General features: G+C 62.7%; 18 protein-coding genes. 3 read left to right on the top strand and 15 right to left on the bottom strand.

Annotation, left to right across the window (positions count from 1 at the left end; genetic code table 11):
* Positions 1-111: 111 nt before the first annotated feature.
* Positions 112-3,300, top strand: coding sequence for an efflux RND transporter permease subunit (locus tag AC0L3J_RS06860; protein WP_473346551.1), 3,189 nt, complete (start codon positions 112-114; stop codon positions 3,298-3,300).
* On the opposite strand, the gene AC0L3J_RS06865 is transcribed toward AC0L3J_RS06860, so the two are convergent.
* From AC0L3J_RS06865 to AC0L3J_RS06930, 14 genes are all read right to left on the bottom strand, one after another.
* Positions 3,297-4,025 carry a sulfite exporter TauE/SafE family protein gene (locus AC0L3J_RS06865; protein WP_007592375.1) on the bottom strand — a complete coding sequence of 243 codons (729 nt, stop codon included), beginning with the start codon at positions 4,023-4,025 and terminating at the stop codon, positions 3,297-3,299. The two genes, AC0L3J_RS06860 and AC0L3J_RS06865, sit on opposite strands and share 4 nt — an antisense overlap.
* Before the next feature lie 15 nt (positions 4,026-4,040).
* The gene (locus AC0L3J_RS06870) at positions 4,041-4,220 is read right to left on the bottom strand and encodes a hypothetical protein (protein ID WP_456764804.1); all 180 of its coding nucleotides are present in this window, start codon (positions 4,218-4,220) and stop codon (positions 4,041-4,043) included.
* A complete protein-coding gene (locus tag AC0L3J_RS06875) occupies positions 4,213-4,470 on the bottom strand; it encodes a hypothetical protein (RefSeq protein ID WP_456764805.1) in 258 nt (85 codons plus the stop codon). The genes AC0L3J_RS06870 and AC0L3J_RS06875 overlap by 8 nt, the downstream gene beginning before the upstream one ends.
* Before the next feature lie 230 nt (positions 4,471-4,700).
* Positions 4,701-5,819: a helix-turn-helix transcriptional regulator gene (locus tag AC0L3J_RS06880; RefSeq protein WP_473346554.1), complete on the bottom strand. Its 1,119-nt coding sequence runs from the start codon at positions 5,817-5,819 to the stop codon at positions 4,701-4,703.
* A gap of 112 nt (positions 5,820-5,931) precedes the next feature.
* Positions 5,932-7,050 carry a helix-turn-helix transcriptional regulator gene (locus AC0L3J_RS06885; protein WP_473346556.1) on the bottom strand — a complete coding sequence of 373 codons (1,119 nt, stop codon included), beginning with the start codon at positions 7,048-7,050 and terminating at the stop codon, positions 5,932-5,934.
* 166 nt (positions 7,051-7,216) lie between these two features.
* Positions 7,217-7,465, bottom strand: coding sequence for a DUF6894 family protein (locus AC0L3J_RS06890; protein WP_473346557.1), 249 nt, complete (start codon positions 7,463-7,465; stop codon positions 7,217-7,219).
* An 82-nt stretch (positions 7,466-7,547) separates the two neighbouring features.
* Complete coding sequence (locus AC0L3J_RS06895; protein ID WP_473346558.1) at positions 7,548-8,519, bottom strand: helix-turn-helix transcriptional regulator; 972 nt, start codon at positions 8,517-8,519, stop codon at positions 7,548-7,550.
* A 229-nt stretch (positions 8,520-8,748) separates the two neighbouring features.
* Entirely contained in the window at positions 8,749-9,906 is a 1,158-nt protein-coding gene (locus tag AC0L3J_RS06900) for a helix-turn-helix transcriptional regulator (protein WP_473346559.1), read from the bottom strand.
* A gap of 242 nt (positions 9,907-10,148) precedes the next feature.
* On the bottom strand, positions 10,149-10,661 hold the full coding sequence (locus tag AC0L3J_RS06905; protein WP_473346560.1) for a hypothetical protein: 513 nt from the start codon (positions 10,659-10,661) through the stop codon (positions 10,149-10,151).
* Positions 10,662-10,753: 92 nt separating this feature from the next.
* Entirely contained in the window at positions 10,754-11,200 is a 447-nt protein-coding gene (locus AC0L3J_RS06910) for a MaoC family dehydratase (protein ID WP_247297582.1), read from the bottom strand.
* A 403-nt stretch (positions 11,201-11,603) separates the two neighbouring features.
* Positions 11,604-12,026 (bottom strand): hypothetical protein, encoded by a 423-nt coding sequence (locus AC0L3J_RS06915; protein ID WP_247286611.1) that lies wholly within the window; start codon positions 12,024-12,026, stop codon positions 11,604-11,606.
* 12 nt (positions 12,027-12,038) lie between these two features.
* Positions 12,039-12,260: a hypothetical protein gene (locus AC0L3J_RS06920; RefSeq protein WP_473346561.1), complete on the bottom strand. Its 222-nt coding sequence runs from the start codon at positions 12,258-12,260 to the stop codon at positions 12,039-12,041.
* 196 nt (positions 12,261-12,456) lie between these two features.
* Positions 12,457-13,275: a lytic murein transglycosylase gene (locus tag AC0L3J_RS06925; RefSeq protein ID WP_473346562.1), complete on the bottom strand. Its 819-nt coding sequence runs from the start codon at positions 13,273-13,275 to the stop codon at positions 12,457-12,459.
* A gap of 39 nt (positions 13,276-13,314) precedes the next feature.
* The gene (locus AC0L3J_RS06930) at positions 13,315-15,168 is read right to left on the bottom strand and encodes a flavin-containing monooxygenase (protein WP_473346564.1); all 1,854 of its coding nucleotides are present in this window, start codon (positions 15,166-15,168) and stop codon (positions 13,315-13,317) included.
* Between the two features lie 178 nt (positions 15,169-15,346).
* On the opposite strand from AC0L3J_RS06930, the gene AC0L3J_RS06935 reads away from it, so the two are divergent.
* Entirely contained in the window at positions 15,347-16,972 is a 1,626-nt protein-coding gene (locus AC0L3J_RS06935; protein WP_473346565.1) for a long-chain fatty acid--CoA ligase, read from the top strand.
* A gap of 41 nt (positions 16,973-17,013) precedes the next feature.
* Positions 17,014-18,225 carry an acyl-CoA dehydrogenase family protein gene (locus tag AC0L3J_RS06940; protein WP_473346566.1) on the top strand — a complete coding sequence of 404 codons (1,212 nt, stop codon included), beginning with the start codon at positions 17,014-17,016 and terminating at the stop codon, positions 18,223-18,225.
* Between the two features lie 217 nt (positions 18,226-18,442).
* On the opposite strand, the gene AC0L3J_RS06945 is transcribed toward AC0L3J_RS06940, so the two are convergent.
* Positions 18,443-19,351 (bottom strand): amino acid ABC transporter substrate-binding protein, encoded by a 909-nt coding sequence (locus AC0L3J_RS06945; protein WP_473346567.1) that lies wholly within the window; start codon positions 19,349-19,351, stop codon positions 18,443-18,445.

The raw sequence follows: 19,351 nt of genomic DNA on the forward strand, positions 1-19,351 counted from the left end.
CGGAATGTCGAAATCGTTGAACTACCTAGACATACTTCTGGATTCCGGGTTCGCGGCTTTGTCCGCGCCCCGGAATGACGGGAGAATCGTCTCTCGCGCAGGGGCAAGGCCATGAACCTTTCAAAATTCTTCATCGATCGTCCGATTTTCGCCGGCGTGCTGTCGGTCCTGATCTTTCTCGCGGGCCTGATCTCGCTGTTCGCGATGCCGATCTCGGAATATCCCGACGTCGTGCCGCCCTCGGTGGTGGTGCGCGCGACCTATCCTGGCGCCAATCCGAAGGTGATCGCGGAAACGGTGGCGACGCCGATCGAGGAGCAGATCAACGGCGTCGAAAACATGCTCTACATGTCGAGCCAGGCGACCACCGACGGCGCGATGACGCTGACGGTGACGTTCCGGCTCGGCACCGATCCTGACAAGGCGACGCAGCTGGTGCAGAACCGCGTGCAGCAGGCTGAGCCGCGCCTGCCCGCCGTGGTGCGGCAGCTCGGCATCATCACCAAGAAGTCCTCGCCCGACCTCACCATGGTCGTGCATCTGCTGTCGCCGAACAATCGCTACGACATGACGTATTTGCGCAACTACGCCGTGCTCAACGTCAAGGACCGGCTGGCGCGGATCGACGGCGTCGGCGACGTTCAACTCTATGGCGCCGGCGACTATTCGATGCGGGTGTGGGTCGATCCGCAGAAGGCCGCCGAGCACGGCCTCACCGCAAGCGACATCGTCAAGTCGATCCAGGCGCAGAACGTCGAAGCCGCCGCCGGCGTGGTCGGCTCCTCGCCGAACGTCAAGGGCATCGACCTGCAACTGTCCGTCAACGCCGAGGGACGGCTTGCGAACGAGGAGCAGTTCGGCGACATCGTGGTCAAGACCGGCACGCGTGGCGAGGTGGTGCGGCTGCGCGATGTCGCACGCATCGAGCTCGGCGCCTCGCAATACGGCCTGCGTTCGCTGCTCGACAACAAGCAGGCGGTTGCGATCCCGATCTTCCAGGCGCCCGGTTCCAATGCGCTCGAGATTTCCGACCACGTTCGCGCCACCATGGCCGAAATCAAGAAGAACATGCCGGAAGGCGTGTCCTACCAGATCGTCTACGACCCGACCCAATTCGTCCGCTCGTCGATCGAGGCCGTGATCCACACGCTGCTGGAGGCGATCGCGCTGGTGGTGCTGGTGGTGATCCTGTTCCTCCAGACCTGGCGCGCCTCAATCATTCCGCTGCTGGCGGTGCCCGTGTCGATCGTCGGCACCTTCGCGGTCATGCACGTCTTCGGCTTCTCCATCAACGCGCTCAGCCTGTTCGGCCTGGTGCTTGCGATCGGAATCGTGGTCGACGACGCCATCGTCGTGGTCGAGAACGTCGAGCGCAACATCGAGGGCGGGCTGTCGCCGCGCGATGCGACCTACCAGGCGATGCGCGAGGTGTCGGGGCCGATCATCGCGATCGCCATGGTTCTGATCGCCGTGTTCGTGCCGCTCGCCTTCATCTCCGGCCTCACTGGGCAATTCTACAAGCAGTTCGCGCTGACGATCGCGATTTCGACCGTGATCTCGGCCGTCAACTCGCTGACGCTGTCGCCGGCGTTGTCGGCCCTGCTGCTCAAGGGACACAACGAGCCGAAGGACCGGCTGACGATCATCATGGAAAAGAGCCTCGGCTGGTTCTTCCGCGGCTTCAACAAGGTGTTCACACGCTCGTCGGAGAATTACAGCGGCACCGTCACCAAGGTGATTTCGGGCAAGGCGGTCGTCATGGGCCTCTATGTGGTCCTGGTCGGCCTCACCGCCTTCCTGTTCCAGCAGGTCCCGAGCGGCTTCGTGCCGGGTCAGGACAAGCAATATCTGGTCGGGTTCTCACGACTGCCTGATGGCGCAACGCTGGACCGCACCGAAGACGTCATCCGCAAGATGAGCGACATCGCGCTGACCCAGCCCGGTGTCGAGAGCTCGGTTGCATTCCCGGGCCTGTCGATCTCGGGCTTCACCAACTCCTCCAACGCCGGCATCGTGTTCTCGACGCTGAAGCCGTTCGACGAGCGCAAGAGCCCCGCGCTGAGCGGCAATGCAATCGCGGCCGACCTCAACAAGAAATACTCCGGGATTCAGGAAGCCTTCATCGCCATGTTCCCGCCGCCGCCGGTCAACGGTCTCGGCACCATCGGCGGCTTCAAGCTGCAGATCGAGGATCGCGCCGGCCTCGGCTATGAAGCGCTGAACCAGGCGACGAATGCGTTCATGGCGGCGATGCAGAAGGCACCGGAGATCGCCGGCGTGTTCTCGAGCTTCCAGGTCAACGTGCCCCAGCTCTTTGCCGACATCGACCGCACCAAGGCGCTCCAGCTCGGCGTCCCCGTGACGGAGGTGTTCAACACGCTCCAGATCTATCTCGGTTCCTACTACGTCAACGACTTCAACAAGTTTGGCCGCACCTACTCCGTCTACGTGCAGGCCGACGCACCGTTCCGCGCGCGTGCCGACGACATCAGGCAGTTGAAGGTGCGCTCGTCCTCCGGCGACATGGTGCCGCTGTCGGCGTTGCTCACGATCCGCCAGAGCGCGGGCCCCGAGCGCGCGATCCGCTACAACGGCTTTCTGTCCTCCGACATTAACGCGGCGGCTGCGCCCGGCTTTTCCTCCGGCCAGGCACAGGAGGTCGCGACGCGGATCGCGGCGGAGACATTGCCGCCCGGCTTCGCCTTCGAATGGACCGACCTGACCTATCAGGAGTTCATCGCCGGCAATTCCGGTCTTTGGGTGTTCCCGCTGGCGATCCTGCTGGTGTTCCTGGTGCTGGCCGCACTCTATGAAAGCCTGACCTTGCCGCTCTCGATCCTCATGATCGTGCCGATGGGTCTGCTGGCCGCGATGTTCGGCGTCTGGATCTCCAAGGGCGACAACAACGTCTTCACCCAGATCGGCTTGATCGTGCTGGTGGGACTCTCGGCCAAGAACGCGATCCTGATCGTCGAATTCGCGCGCGAGCTCGAGTTCGCAGGCCGCACGCCGATCCGGGCAGCGATCGAGGCGAGCCGACTGCGGTTGCGCCCGATCCTGATGACGTCGATGGCGTTCATCATGGGCGTGCTGCCGCTGGTGCTCTCGACCGGTGCCGGCTCGGAGATGCGGCGCGCCATGGGCGTCGCCGTGTTCTCCGGCATGATCGGCGTCACCGTATTCGGCCTGTTCCTGACGCCGGTGTTCTATGTGCTGCTGCGGACCGTCACCGGCATGAAGCCGCTGACGCATCACGGCAGCGACACCAGCGCGGCGCCGGTGCAACCCGTCGGGCACTAGATCAGGGAAATCCCCGACAGCAACAACAGAACGAGCACGGTCTTGCGAAAGACCGTCTCGTTGACCCTGTGGAAGGCGATCACGCCGAGCGCGGAGCCTGCGAACAACGCCGGCAGGCTGACCGCGAGATCGACGAAGACTTTTGACGACAGATCCTGATGTCCGACCAGCAGCGCGATCGCGAACAGCTGCATCGCGGCGATGAAGGGCTGCACCAGGCCGCGCTGCTCGCTCTTGGGCATGCCGCGCATGTCGCACCAGATCGTCGGGATCGCGCCGGGCATCGCGGTCAGCCCGCCGACCAGCCCTCCCCCGAACCCGATCAAGGCAACCCAATGCCGCCCGACCGCCTCGCCGGCCGTCACCAGCGTCGGCCGCAGCAGCATGTAGGCGGCATAGAGTGCAACGATGATGCCGAAGCCGCGCCGGAGCAGATGCGTATCGGTGCTCTGGAGCAGTGATACCGCAATGGGAACGCCGATCAAGCCACCGACGATCAGCAGCAGACTGCCTTCCCAGCGGATATTGCGTCGAAGCGCCCACAGATTGGTGGCCTGCACGCCGATGCTGCACGCCATCATCAGCGGCACGGCTTCGAGCGGCTGAAACACCCGGAGCAGGATGGCGCCCGCCACCGCCGAGAAGGCAAATCCCGAGAGCCCGGAGACGAAGGCACCGGCGAACACGGCAACGCTGAGCAGCATCAGAGTCGTGACATCAGGCACAATCCGCCCTCCGGGTCAGTCGTAGGGAATTTGCGAGACAGGGACCTCGGCGCTCTCCGTGCAAGCGGCCGGCTCGAATGGAGCCGACGGATGCATCGCGTAAGCGTGAGATCGCTCCACCATCGCGAGGCCGACCAGTTGGAGCGTGACGAGCGCCGCGGTCAGCGCGATCGCGACGACGTTGACGTTACGCACGTTCGAATTTGGGCTGTCCGGCGGCGCGCTCGCACCCATCAGATCCGTGGGCATTTTCTGCAATATCCTCTTCGTTGCTGACCGGAATGATTTCATTCAAACGCAATGTTTCGTGCGGCTGCTCCAGCAGATGGCGATAGCGATGCAACACGCGTTGCGCGTCGATTTCCCGCTGCGCGCGGAGCACCGCGCCTATGCGGGCGACGATGTCGCGGAACCTGCCTGCCAAAACCGGTGACGCCGTTCGCATGACAATCTCCTCTCAACCCGTTCGAGAGGTTGACGGGATCCACTTCCGCCTGCAGTGAATTGCTTCACACAAATGCCCGATACGTCGAACAACAGACCGTGTGATGTTCAGTAGAATAGAGCGCGGAAAATCGCGTCATTCGATCGAACGACGCGCGATAACTTTCTAATGATGCTTCTGATTGAACCTATTGCGAGCTGCAGCGACTCGCCTGCGTTTTTGAACGCGTCTCAGTGCACGAGCGGATTGGAGAATCCAGCTGCGAGCTTGACGAGATCGGCTTGACGAGACACGCCCGTCTTGGCGAACACGCGATGCAGATGCGTCTTCACCGTCGTCTCCGCGATACCGAGCGCAACCGCGGTCTCCGGCACGCCGCCGATATCGACGATCGACTGCAAGACCCTCAGTTCCGCAGGCGTAAGTTCGAAGGTGCGGTCAATGAGACCGGCACTCGAACGACCGTCGAGTTCCGCTTTCCAGATGAACAAGGCTCCGACGGCCGAACTGCGCTCGGCCGTCCCCTCGCGCAGCAATGATGGCAGCGCGATGATTTGCGCGACGTAGTAGGAACCGTCACGCGACGTCAGCGGAATTTTCCGACCCGAAGATGCCGCCAACGCAACTTCGCCTGTGTCGCGGAAAATATCGCGCAACGCCGAATTTACAGTGGAGGAGCTTGCCACCAACCGGCCCGAGACAGACCGCAGGACATCATCGACGGCCAGGATCGTCTCCGCGGCCGGATTGCTGTGGACGATATGACAGGTCGAATCGAGCAGGATGACACCCGCATTCAACTGGTCCACGACGTCGGCGAGCGCGATCGCACGCTGCTGCTTCCGGTCGATCGCCCGGTTGATCAGCAACGCCCGGCTCGCATGCGGAACCAGGAACTGCATCCGCGCCCGTTGCTCGGCGTCGAGCATCCCCCTGCCCGGGATCACCGTCATCAGCATCGGACAGGGCGACTTCGACTGCTCCAGCACCACGTTGGCGACGTCGACGCAGCCCTGGGGGCGCAGCCATTCCTGGTAGAAGCGGCCGCGGCGATATTCGTCGAAATCCACGAGATCGGGAATGTTGCGCACCTCACCAAAGCGCGGAAGCCGAGCAAGTGGGTCGTACCGGGAGTAGGTCTCCGCATAGAGCTGAATGTAGTGCGGATCGACTCCGCAGTAATAATGCGTCGCGCCTGATTTGCTGACCGGGTCCTTCGAAATCAGACCACAGGCGTGGCTGCCGATGAAGGCATTGAGCTTGACAACGACCTCGCTCCACAACTCCGGGTGGAGGCCCGCGTCATAGATAGTCTCGATCAACTCGGACGGCTTTGGAGGTCGGGGCATCGGAAGAGCCAATACTGACACATGGAGATGGCGACATGTTCTTCATGCCTGGCGGCTTCCGTGAGTCTTTCGCGGGAGCGAAAGGTTCAATCGCGATGGCAAAATCAACGGTCTAGTTGACGAGCGGATTGGAGAATCCTGCAGCAAGCTTGACGAGCTCGGCCTGACGCGAAACGCCCGTCTTGGCGAACACGCGATGCAGATGCGTCTTCGCCGTCGTTTCCGCGATACCGAGCGCGACCGCCGTCTCCGGGACGCCGCCAACCTCGACGATCGACAGGAACACGCGCAGCTCGGCCGGTGTAAGGTCGAATGTCCGCGCAATCAATTCGCCGTAGGACTGTCCGCCGGGCGATACCTTGCGCAGGAGCAGCGCACCGACGGCATCGACCACCCGCTCGCTGCGGTCCCGCAGGACGGACGACAGCGGCAGGATGTGCGCGACATAGCGCTCGCCCGAAGGCGAAAGCAGCGAAAACGCATGCCCCTTTGTGGCAAGCAGGGTAATTTCATTGCGGGTCGCGAACGCTTCCCGCAGCGTCTGATTGGCCTCCGCACTGCTGGTCACCAATTGCCCCGCAACGGACCGAACCAGATCGTCGGCCGCAAGCATATCGTGCCCCGCGGAATTCGCGTGCACCACCCGGCAGAAACCATCGAGCAGGAAGATGCCGCATGCAAGGTTGTCCAGAACCTCCGCCAGCGCCGTCGCCAGCGTCAGTTGCGAGGTCATGGCACGGTTGATCAGCAACGCGCGGCTGGCGTGCGGGACGACCAGCGAGAGGCGGTGCTTCATCACGGAATCCACCATCCGGCGGCCCGACAGCACCGTCATCATCACCGGGCAGTTCGCATTCGAATTCTCGAGCACGACGTTGGCCGCATCGCTGCAACCCTGCGGCCGCATCCATTCCTGGTAAAAGCGTCCGCCCCGGTATTGATCGAAATTGACGAGATCGGGAATGCTGACGATCTGGCCGTGCGGCGGCAGGACCGTCAGCGGATCGAACTTCGAATGCGTCTCGGAATAGAGCTGGATGTAGTGCGGGTCCGCCCCGCAATAATAGTGCGTGACGCCGAATTTGCTGATCGAATCCTTGGAAAACAGCCCGCAGGCCTGGCCGCCGACGAAGTCGCGGATGCCGGTGACGACGTTATTCCACAGCGAGGGATCGAGCCCGGCATCGTAGATGGCCTCGACCAGGTCGGGCAGTTTCCGTGGTCCGTGCATGGCTATAAATGGCCTGGGTGATCAATATCACCAAGCATACCACAACCACAGCATGCGGCATCCTCCGATCGGAGGACGTCGGCCGGGCGGATGGAGCCGGGCCGGAACGAGCGGACATCCGTTTCGGGCGCTACCGATGCGCAGTTGCGAGACCGCACCGGGACGCTCACGTCGCGTCCCAGCCGACCTTCTCCACATTCTCCGACCAGACCGCGGCGCGATAGATCTCGCGCCCGTCGGTGTCTCTGACCCGGATGCAGGCATCGCGGCCGCGCAAATCGTCGCGCCAGACGAACAGGTGGCTTGCCATCTCGTTGGCCACCACGAATGTCGCTTCGGGGCATTCGAACACCATGCCACCCGGATCGATCTTCACGATATTGCCGAGCATAAGATCAAAGAAAAAACGGCGCATGCAACACAACACTCCAACTGCGGGCGGCGCACGCCCGTGCCGTCTCCAATCGGCATTTGACCTGACATTCAATCGCGCGCGGTCACGACATCTCGCGGCTCCTGACGTCACTGGGCGTGGCGCCATAAGTCCGGCGGAAGCAGCGGTTGAAATAGGAGAGATCGCCGAAACCGACATCGTAGGCGATCGAGCTGACCGTCCGCTCGGCGTATCCGGGTTCGCGCAACATGCGATGCGCACGCTTGACGCGTTGTTCGATCAGGAAGGACGAGAACGTCTTGCCGTCGGCCTCGAACAGGCGCTGGAGATAACGCGGCGTCACGCCGAGCTCCTGGGCAACCGTGGCCACCGACAGGTCCTGCCGCCAGCAATTGTTGGCGATGGAGACTTTGGCCTTCTGCAGCCGTGCCGCCTTGACGCCGCGCCGCCCGGCCAGCTCCCGCGGCTCGTTGGTGGCACCGAGGACGATTGCCAGAAGATCGTGCAGATGCCCGACCCCGAGCTTGCGCAAATTGGGCATCACGAACGCATTCTCCCGCACCAGCGTCACCGCGTAATCGACCAGCAATCGAAGTCCCGTCGAGCTCTCGGGCATGACCCGCATCACGGCGTCATCGACATCCACGATCATCGGCGCCAGCACGCGTCTCGGCACGCGGAGCGAGAAACAGCTACCCAGGGACAATCGCTCGAACGTCGTGACGTCCTCCGCGCTGGTCAGGACGGCCTCTCCCGCACGAAGGCTCAGATCGTGTCCCCGCTCGGATATCCCCAGCACGCCAGATCGATTCACGATCAGGGCCAGACTGTCGTCGCCGTCGGCAACCAGGTGCTTGGTGCGAATGACCCGCGCTCCGCACAATCCTCCCATCAGCAATTGGGCTTCCGGCAAGACGTGGGACGTGAAGCTCGCCGCGAACGGCTTTCCTTCCCTCACCTCGACCTCCGCCTTCAACACCCCGCGGCAGTAGAAATCGCGAAGCAGCGGGATACGCTCGTTTTCGGGAATTTCGTTCGTTGAAACATTGATAACGGAAAAATCAAATTGGCTCACTGCAATCCTCCAACCGACGAGCAGGTCCGGCCGTGCGCTGTCGTTTCCTCACACTCGCGTTCGACGCCGTCGCGGCATCGCTTCGCGGCGCTTGCTGCTCTTCACTTTTCTGGATCGCGATATACGAAAGTATCAAATGACTCGCGTCCTGCATTCGGAGGACACGGGAGCTCGGCTCATCACAATGGATTGAGATCGCGGCACATACCGGCGAACCATGTGAAATGGATCACATCGCGTCGCCACCACCGTTCGTTCGCCGCGCGAACGGAACGGCAAAACCGGTGGCGATCTTGACCAGGTCGGCCTGCCTGCCGGCGCCGGTCTTCTCGAACAGGCGGCCGAGATGCGTCTTCACCGTCGTTTCAGCGATGCCGAGCTTTGCAGCGATGTCGGGAACGCCGCCAATCTCGATAATGGCCATCAATACGCGCAGTTCGGACGGTGTCAGCCTGAAGGCCGCAGCGATCGCATCGGCTGCGAGCCATGTCGCCGCCGAGGCCTTCTGAACGAACAGCACCGTGGCTGCGGCATCTCGCGATGGAGTGCGATCGCGCTTCAAGGGAAAAGCGTGGAGCAGATAGTGCTGCCCATCAACCGACGTCGCAAGCTCGATCTGGCGGCTGGCAGCGGAACCAGTTTCGCTGCCCCCATCGATTTCGCACAAGCCGCGGAATATTTTGTCGGTCTGGGTGTTGCGCGCCACGATCCGGTCGCCGACCATTGCGAGCAGGCTGCCATCGGCGAACAGCCCGCGGCATGCTGCGTTGGCATGCACGACCCGGCCATCTGCGTCGAGCAGGCAGATCGCCGTGCTCAGCCCATCCAGGACATCGGCAAGGTCGTCCACGGTATGCGAGCGCGCCCTGATCTGCCGGCCCATGATCCTGGAGCGCTGGAGGTGCGGAGCAAGCAGCCGCATGCGCTCACGCATCGGCTCGTCAACGAGTCCGCGCGACCGGTGGCGCAACACCTGCAGGATCGTGGTGCGCGTCTCCGACTTCTCGAGGGCAACGGTTGCAAGGTCTATTGCTCCTTGCGGTTCCACCCACTCGCGATAGAAGCTTGTTGCCAGGAAATCCGCTTGAGACATGATGTCGGCGACGCCGATCGTCTGTTCCGCCGCGAGCGTGAGATGACGATCGAGCAGAGGGTCGAGCTCCACATATCGGTCGCGATAAAGCTGGCGGAAGCGGGATTCGCTGCCAAAATGCTCGTGGATCTCGATCGAGAGTCTGGCTCTGTCCCTGGACAGGATGGTCACGGCACATCCGCCGACGAAATGCGAAACCTGTTCCAGCACCGCGCTACGCAGCGCGGGATCGACCGCCGCGTCGTAGATCTCGCCGACGAGGGACGAGAACCGATTTGCGTGGAGGATTGTCATCGGCCGGACGACGCAATCGACGCCGAGAAAACGTTGCAACAAAATGCTGGAATATCGAACATCGTCCTTGCGTAACGTCAACCGCAGGATGCGGCTTGGACGTTTTCGCCAAAGACTAGGATTAAAGCGAACAGCGCGCGGACTGTGTGCGATGAGTCACGCGTGCGATGCGTCAGGCACCGTTCGCGCTGCAGAACCCTGTCACCACCGATGCCGCCGGCCTCGCATCCGGCTCCGGCAATCTACTTGCGATTCTCCTCGCAAAATTTCAGCGCTGCCAGCGCTTCACCGGCACGCGGCACCTGCATCTCGATGCTGTCGTCGTCATCGTCCTCGAAATCGAGCGAGAGACGCTTGGCCTTGGACAGCCGGTCCATCATGGACTGATCGTATTCAAAGATGCCGCGCACGGTGGTCTTGTCCATGACCTCCCACTTCGCCTTCTTCATAATATCGGCGTCATCGGTGCCGACATCCGCCCGGAGGATCTCGCCAACCTTGTCCCACTCCCAGCCGTCATAGATCATCACGATCACGATAGCCTTCTCGGAATAGGTGATGACGATGACGTAGTCCCGGTTCTCGTCTTCCTTGTCCTTGTAGCCGCGGCTCGCATTGCAATGTGCGTCCTGCGTACGCTTTTCGATGGTCCAGTCGCCGACCTTGGATTGTTGCGCCTGCACCGGCCTCGCGGTCAAAGCGACGGCGCTCAAGGCGCCGGCCAGCAACCCGGCGGCGAGAAGAAATCGTTTCATGTCAGCCTCCAGCGTGTTCCCCGGACCGAGATGACCACCTCTGCCGGTGACCCGCAAGGGCTTCAGGGGGTTCGTAGGGCGCCGACCTTGCCCTACTCCCGCCGCGGCACGATCGCGATCGGGGTGAAGGTGTAAACCTCCTCGCCGTTCTGGTTGAACATCGTCCATTTCACCAATGCGATGCCCTGGGGCTTCGACTTCGACGGCGTCAGGCTCATGACCTCCCCGACCAGATGCAGGCGGTCATCGGGCCGCACCGGGATGGTCCAGCGCAGCCCGTCGACGCCGGCGCCGATCAGTGGATGCGGGCCGAAGGGGCGGGTCTGGATCGCGAGGCTCATGGCAATAGCGGCGGTGTGCCATCCCGAGGCAGCGAGACCCCTGAACAGCGTCTGCTTGGCGGCTTCGTGGTCGAGATGCATCGGCTGCGGATCGAACTCGGCCGCGAACCGCTTGATGTCGGCCTCGGTGACGTGAACTTCGGGGGATTTGAACTGCATTCCAATGGTGAGATCGTCGAACCACTCGACCTGCGCCATGATTTCGCCTCGCAATGTGATGCGCCGCCTCGCGGCTAACAGGGTTGAGCAAGAGCGGGATGTAGCGGCTCCGCAGCGCACAAACCAGCCCGGGGTTCCCCAAGAAACCCGTTTCCAGATGCGACGAAACACGCCTGAAACAGATGGTCGGTTATCTGGTTGTCAAAATCATACAGGGACGGCCACCATGCAATTCTTCCTCGACCTGATCTGGGATTATTCCTGCTGTCAGCACCTCGTCGCCCTGCCGCCGCAGGAGGACGAGCTATGATCGAGCTGATCTCGGCCTTGCTCGCGCTTTGCAGCGTCGGCGTTTTTGCAGCGCACGCGGTGGATGCCTATCGCACCACACATTAGTGATAGCCTTGCGCTGATAGCCTTGCTCTAGGCTGATAGCCTTGCCCTAGAACGGCCGCCGGTAGAAATGCTCCGAATGCGTTGCCGGCGGAAACCTGTTGGCGAGCGCGAGAGCTCCCCTTTCGTCAGTTTCGAGCGCGATCTTCTGTGCGAGCATGACGTCGCCGGGGACGAGAAAGCCTGACGGGACAAAGCACCACCCCATCGTCGCGTTTCCGGCGGCGTCGATCTCATGGACATTGGCGGCGGTGCCATAATGGATGCGATAGGTCTTGCCGGTATCGCAGCCGACGACATCGAAATGCCGGTACTGCTCGAATTGGACGCGCTGCGCCGGCGACAGCCATTCGGCCAGGAGCCGGCGGCCGCGGGCATCCGGCGTGTTCTCGCCGAAGAAGCGCCGATAGAGTTCGCGTAGCGCATGCAGACGCGCACGCGCCGGCGCGCGGAGCCAAACTGCCGCGATCATGAGCAGCTCAGATCAACCGCCGACCAGGCGGGGATAGAACAGCGTTTCCTGCGCGGTCGGGTCGAACGATCGGATCCGAGTGACCTCGCCAGGTCCGTTTCGCAGCGCGGCGGTGAAGCCCGCTTCGGTCAGCTCCCGAAAGCGCCGTTCGGCCCGCGCCAGCGCTTCGGCATTGCCAGGATCAAACTCGTGGCGCGTGTCGCCAGTCTGGTCCATCACGATCTGGGTTGCCATGTTGAGTCTCCTCATGCCCAGCCCTGTTCGATCAAAGCAAACCTCGTGCCGTCGGTTCCTGATGGCAACAACTTTCTCTTGTCGGCCCATCACGCCTTGCTGAGCAAGAGCGTTTTCAAGCGAAGTGGATGCCGGTTCGGACACAGAAAACGCGTCCAAACAAGAAGCTAGAGCCCCGTTCTCAACGGGGCTCTAGTCAGCGCGAGGCGGCCGTACCTCCGCCCTCGTCGATCTGCCGTCCCATCAGGGCGATCGCCTTCTGATAAACACCGGCGGCATTCCAGGCTTCGATGGCGACGAAATTCGGCTCGCCCGGCTGGTAACCGGCTCCTGCACGCCAGCCATGGGCCTTGAGGAAATTCGCCGTCGAGTTCAGCGCATTGGCGGCAACTTCGAGATTGCCGGTGCCATAGGCCAGGATGTTTTTGGGCATGAACTGGGTCTGGCCGACTTCGCCGTGCATCGAGCCGCGGGTTGCCCCCGACAGCGTGCCGCGATCGATCAGCTTCAGCGCCGCATAGAGCTGGTCGGTGAAGAATTCGGGACGGCGGCAGTCATAGGCGAGCGTCGCGATCGAGGAGAGCATGTTCTGGTTGCCGCGCTGGCTGCCGAATCCGGTTTCCATGCCCCAGATCGCGATCAACGGGCCCGGCGGAACGCCATAGCGCTGCTGGATCGAGGCGAACAAGGCAGCCTGTGACTGCTTGAGCTGGCGGCCCTTGGCCACGATGGTTGTGGCGCCGCGCTTGGCGAGGAACTGGTCGAGCGACAGCGAGAAGCTGCGCTGGCCGCGGTCGGCCGCGATGGTGGCACTCGCGTAATTGGTCTGCATCAGCGCCGAGAGCGCGGTCTGGCCAACACCCTTGCCCTGCGCCTCCGCGCTGAACTCGCGCTTCCAGGCCTCGAAGCCGGCCGACGAGCTGCCGCATTGCGCGGCGTGGGCGGCGGGCGCCAGGCAGCTGAGCAGCGTCATCGCCCCAAAAACCGCCGCAGCTACAGTTCTGCCCCTGATCATGTCCGATGTCCTCTCTCTGGCGCGATCCGATGCCCAAGCTTACCCGGACGAAGGCGCCGACTCCATGGCATGATCATACGACAGTTCCAGTCCAACTAAATTGCCCTCCTTGCGCCACTTGTCGAGCAGCCGCAGGAATGCCACCGGCCCGCGCCAATACTGGCTGTTTCTCGCCGCGATCGGATCGAACACGCCTTCATTGTTGTAGTAGCCGGGCGTGCATTCGGCGAGATAGGTCTGGCGGCCGAGCGCGGCTTTGACCACCTCCTCGACCCAGGCGTTTTCGGCCGCCAGCGTCGGCTCGAGGGTTCGCGCCTTGCGCTTGCGCGCTTCGGCGATCACGTAGGCGATGTGCTGCGACTGCTCGTCGATGATGTGCGGGAAGTTGGCGCTCTGGCCGGCCTGCACCATGACGATCAGGAAGCAGTTCGGGAAGCCGCGGCTGTAGAAGCCATGCATCGTCTTGACGCCGTCGCGCCAGCGCTCGGACAGGCTCGTGCCATCGCGTCCATAGATCTCGAAGCCCATACGACGGGCGTAATCGGTACCGACTTCGAAACCGCTGGCATAGATCAGGCAGTCGAGTTCGTAGGCGTGGCCGTCGACCACGACGGCATTCTCGGTGATGCGATCGACGCCCTGTCCCCTGGTGTCGACCAGATGCACGTTGGGGCGATTGAAGGTGTCGAGATATTCGTCGTGGAAACACGGCCGCTTGCAGAAGGCCTTGTACCAGGGTTTCAACGCCGAAGCCGTCGCCTCGTCCTTGACGATCGCATCGACGCGCGCCCGGATCTCTTCCATCTTGCGATAATCGGCCTGCTCGATGACCTTGAGCGCCTCCTCGATCGAGGTCACCGGCTGGGGCTGGCGGCGCGGTGCCAGCAGTATCTCGCCGAGCAGGCCGGTCCAGCCGTCCTGCACCAGATCCTGTTCGAATGGCTCGCCCGAGATCACGGCGGTGAAATTGTCCATGCGTTCGCGCTGCCAGCCAGGCCTGAGCCCCTGCGCCCAGCTCTGATCCGTCGGGCGGTCGTCGCGCACACCAATCGCCGATGGCGTACGTTGGAAGACGTAGAGCTCCTTGGCCGAGCGGCCGAGATGCGGCACGCATTGCACGGCGGTGGCACCGGTGCCGATGATCCCGACGCGTTTGTCGCCAAGACCACTAAGATCACCTTCGGCCGTGCCGCCGGTGTAGGCGTAATCCCAGCGGCTGGTGTGGAAGCTGTGTCCCTTGAAGCTTTCGATACCGGGAATGCCCGGCAGCTTCGGACGGCTCAGCGGGCCTCCAGCAAGGATGACGAAGCGCGCGCGGATGCAATCACCGCGATCGGTCTCGACCAGCCAAATTGCCTCCTGCTCTTGCCATTTCATGCGCGTGATGACGGTCTGAAACAGCGCGCGCTCATAGAGACCGAAGTGACGGCCGATGCGGCGCGAATGTTCGTAGATCTCGGGTGCTCGCGCATATTTGCGCACGGGCATGTAGCCGGTCTCTTCCAGCAACGGCAGGTAGATGTAGCTCTCGGTATCGCAGGCCGCGCCAGGGTAGCGATTCCAGTACCAGGTGCCGCCGAAATCGGCGGCCTTTTCCACGACCCGGAAATCATCGATGCCGGCCGCGCGCAGTCGCGCGCCACACAGAAGGCCGCCGAAGCCGCCGCCGACGATGAGCACCTCGGTCTGTTCGCTGACGGCCTCGCGCGCAAATCCGGAATTGGCCCAGGGATCGTCGAGATAGCGCCCGAACTCGCCGGTCACTTCGACATATTGCGCCTTGCCTTCGGTGCGCAGGCGACGGTCGCGCTCGTCGCGATAGCGCGCACGGAGTGCGTCAATGTCGATTGTAGATTCGCCGGCTGCGCCGGTCTTGTGTCTTTGCGCTGACATCCGTTTCCTCCCCGGCGGAAACTGCTTCGCCGGCAGCTCGCATCACTTAGCCCTGAAAAAGTGACGCATGCAATCACGTCCCTCGCTTTTTGGCGTGAACGTCGCCTGGCGTTCCGCTAACCTCAAGCGCACATCACAAGCGTACGTCATACAACGACATGGCGGTCCGGAGGAGACGATGCAGGGATTGATGATGGACATGCCGCTCCTGATCAGCGGCCTGATCCAGTATGCCGCCGATTATCACGGCGAGGCCGAGGTCGTGGCCCGCGAGATCGAAGGCGACATCCATCGCTACACCTATGCCGACGCCCATCCGCGCATCAAGCGCATGGCATTAGCGCTCAAGAGGTTCGGCATGATGCCCGGCGACAGGGTCGGCACGCTGGCCTGGAATACGCACCGGCATTTCGAGATGTTCTACGCCGCGCCCGGCATGGGCTATGTGCTGCACACCATCAACCCGCGGCTGTTCCCCGAACAACTCGTCTACATCGTCAATCACGCCGAGGACCGCCTGCTGTTCATCGACCGCGCCACGCTGCCGATCGTGGAGGCAATCGCGCCGCAGCTCAAATCGATCGAAGCCTATGTCGTGATGTGCTCGCGCGAGCGGATGCCCGAGACCAAGCTTGCCAACGTGCATTGCTACGAGGAGCTGCTGGAGAACGAGAACGACGCCGGATTTGCCTGGCCGGAATTCGACGAAAAATCGGCGTCCACGATCTGCTACACCTCCGGCACGACGGGAAATCCGAAGGGCGTGATCTATTCGCACCGCGCCGCGATCCTGCAGACCATGGTCTCCTGCAATTTCGACTTCCTGCCCGGGCACCTGGAAGGCGTGCGCGAGGTGATGATGCCGATGGCGCCGCTGTTCCACGGCAATGGCTGGAACATGCCGTTCACGGCGCCCTATACCGGATCGAAGCTGGTGCTGCCCGGCCGCAATTACGAGCCCGACAAGCTCTACGAGCTGCTCGAAGGCGAGAAGGTGACGCTGTCCGCGGGCGTGCCGAGCTTCTGGCTGATCCTGCTCGACTGGTTGGGCCGCACCGGCAACCGGTTCTCGACTCTTCGTGCAACATTGTCGTCGGGCTCGGCGCCGCCGCGTGCCATGGTCGAGAAGCTCAAGCGCGAGTACGACGTCGACTACGTCCAGGCCTGGGGCATGACCGAGGCGCTCGGCTGCTCGATGCCTGGCTTGCGGCCGGGCTCCGAGCATCTCGACGACAAGGAGAAGTTCGACCGCCGCCAGGTGTCCGGCCGCGCCTGTTTCGGCACCGCCTTGCGCATCGTCGACGACGGCGGCAACGAGCTGCCGCGCGACGGCAAGAGCGTCGGCCATCTGCGCGCGCGGGGACCGTGGGTTGCGTCCGGCTACATGAAGCTCGACGAAGGCCTCGACCGCGACGGCTGGCTGATCACCGGCGACATGGCCGTGATCGATCCCCAGGGCCACGTCACGCTGACGGACCGCTCCAAGGACGTGATCAAGTCCGGCGGCGAATGGATCTCCTCGATCCAGCTCGAGGACGTCGCCTTGTCTCACCCCGATGTGCTGCAAGCCGCCGTGGTCGCGATCAACCACGAGAAATGGCAGGAGCGGCCTCTGCTCCTCGTCGTCCGCAAGAAAGGCGCGACCGTCGACGGCAAGACGCTGCTCGAGCACATGCGTCCGAAGATCGCGAGCTGGTGGATGCCCGACGCCGTCGAGTTCATGGACGAGTTCCCGATGACCGGCACCGGCAAGGTGCTCAAATCGGCGCTGCGCGAGAAATTCAAAGGGTATCGCGTCGCCTGAGCCAATTGCGCCCGGCCTGTCCATTGATCAAGGAGACAAAGATGCTCTACCCGATGTCGCCCAAAGTCGTCGAGCTCAAGCGCAAGCTCGAAAATTTCATGGACCGGCACATCTATCCGCACGAGGAACGCTTTTATCGCGAGGCGGAGGAGCTGGGTCCCTGGAAAGTCTATCCGGTCGTCGAGGAGCTGAAGCCGCTGGCGCGCGCCGAAGGCCTCTGGAATCTGTTCCTGCCGGACTCCGGCCACGGTGCAGGCCTGACCAATCTCGAATATGCGCCGCTCTGCGAGGTCATGGGCCGCTCGCATCTCGCACCCGAAGTCTTCAACTGTTCGGCGCCCGACACCGGCAACATGGAGGTGCTGGAGCGCTATGGCACGAACGAGGATAAGGAGCGCTGGCTAAAGCCGCTGCTCGCAGGCGAAATCCGCTCCTGCTTCGCCATGACCGAGCCTGCCGTCGCCTCGTCCGATGCGACCAACATCGAAAGCTCGATCGTCCGCGACGGCGACCATTACGTCATCAACGGTCGCAAATGGTACACCACCAACGCGACCGACCCGCGCTGCAAGATCTGCATCTTCATGGGCAAGACCGATCCTGATAATGCGGACCGCCACAAGCAGCAATCCATGATCCTGGTGCCGATGGACACAGCGGGCGTCGAGGTCAAGCGTGCCCTGCCCGTGTTCGGCTTCTACGGCGTGCCCGACCGTGCCTCCGAGGTCGTCTTCACCAACGTGCGTGTCCCCAAGGAGAACATGCTGCTGGGCGAAGGCCGAGGTTTCGAGATCGCGCAGGGACGCCTCGGCCCCGGCCGTATCCACCACTGCATGCGGCTGATCGGGCTCTCGGAACGCACGCTGGAGAAGATGTGCCGGAGGGTGCGCAGCCGCGTCGCCTTCGGCAAGCCGGTTTCCGAGCAGACTGTGACGCAGGAACGCATCGCAGAGGCCCGCATCATGATCGAGCAGGCCCGGCTGCTGACACTCAACGCCGCCTACGCGATGGACACCGTCGGCAACAAGGTGGCGAAAGCCGAGATCGCGATGATCAAGGTCGCCGTGCCCAACATGGCCTGCCAGATCATCGACTGGGCGATCCAGGCCCATGGCGGCGGCGGCACGTCGAACGACTTTGGATTGACGCAGGCCTACGCGACAGCGCGTTTGCTGCGTCTCGCCGACGGCCCGGACGAGGTCCACAGGAACCAGATCGCGCGGTTCGAGCTGAAGAAATATTCCAACGCGTAAAACATTGCACTCGCCGGAAGCACAGTGCCATCTTCCCTTCTCCCCTTGCGGGAGAAGGTGGCGCGAAGCGCCGGATGAGGGGTATCTCTCCGCGGAGACAAACCCCTCACCCAAGTGAGTCTGCGTCCACCAGCGGAGCTACCCTCTCCCGCAAGGGGAGAGGGCGCAACAATGCGGAGCGTAATCCCTTTGCGCCCGCGGATGCGTCAGGGCTCGCTCAGTTGACCACGTAGACGTCAGGATCGAAGCTGGAGCTCGGCTTCTTGAAGGCATTGCGCAAGGCGCCCGCCATCGGGACGTTGTAGTTGAGGCCGTTCGGTGGCGTCGGCGATTCCAGCCACTTCTTGTAGAGGACCTCGATCTCCTGGCTGGCGTACAGCTCCGCGGTCGCGCGGTCGGCGAGCGCTTTGAACGGCGCGTCCTCCCGCCGCAGCATGATCCCGTAAGGCTCCGGCTTCGAGAACGTCTCCTCGCTGATCATGAACAGCTGCGGCTCTTTCGAGCGCGCGATCGCGACCGCGAGCTGCACGTCGTCGAGCGCGTAGGCCTGGGCGCGGTCGGTTTCCAGCAACAGGAAGGCCTCGGCCTGGTCCTTGGCCGGCATCACGTTGATGCCGAGATTGCGCTCCGTGTTGACCTTGGCGAGCTGCGTCAGATTGACCGAGCCGGCCACCGCCGTCACCGCTTTGCCCTTGAGATCGTCGATGGTGTTGATCTTCGCGGCTTTCTTGGCTGCAAATCGCGTTGCGCTGAGGAAGTGCGTGTTGGTGAAAGCGACCTGCTTCTGGCGATCGGCATTGTTGGTGGTCGCCGAGCAATGCAGGTCGAGCGTCCCGTTGACCATCAGCGGAATCCGGTTCGACGACGTCACGGCGAGAGTGTCGACCGCGATGTCGGGCATGCCGAGCTGCTTCTTCACGGCATCCACGATCCTGAGGCAGATATCCATGGCAAAGCCGACCGGCTTCTGGTTGCCGTCGAGATAGCTGAATGGGACCGAGGCCTCCTGATAGCCCAGCGTGATCTTCTTGGTCTCTTTGACTTTCTGAAGCGTACCCGACAGGTCTTCGGCGGAGGCGGCAGTTGCAAGGCATGTGAAGGCCAGGACAACAGTGGGTAAACGCAT

The organism is Bradyrhizobium sp. Kon37 (assembly GCF_055807535.1).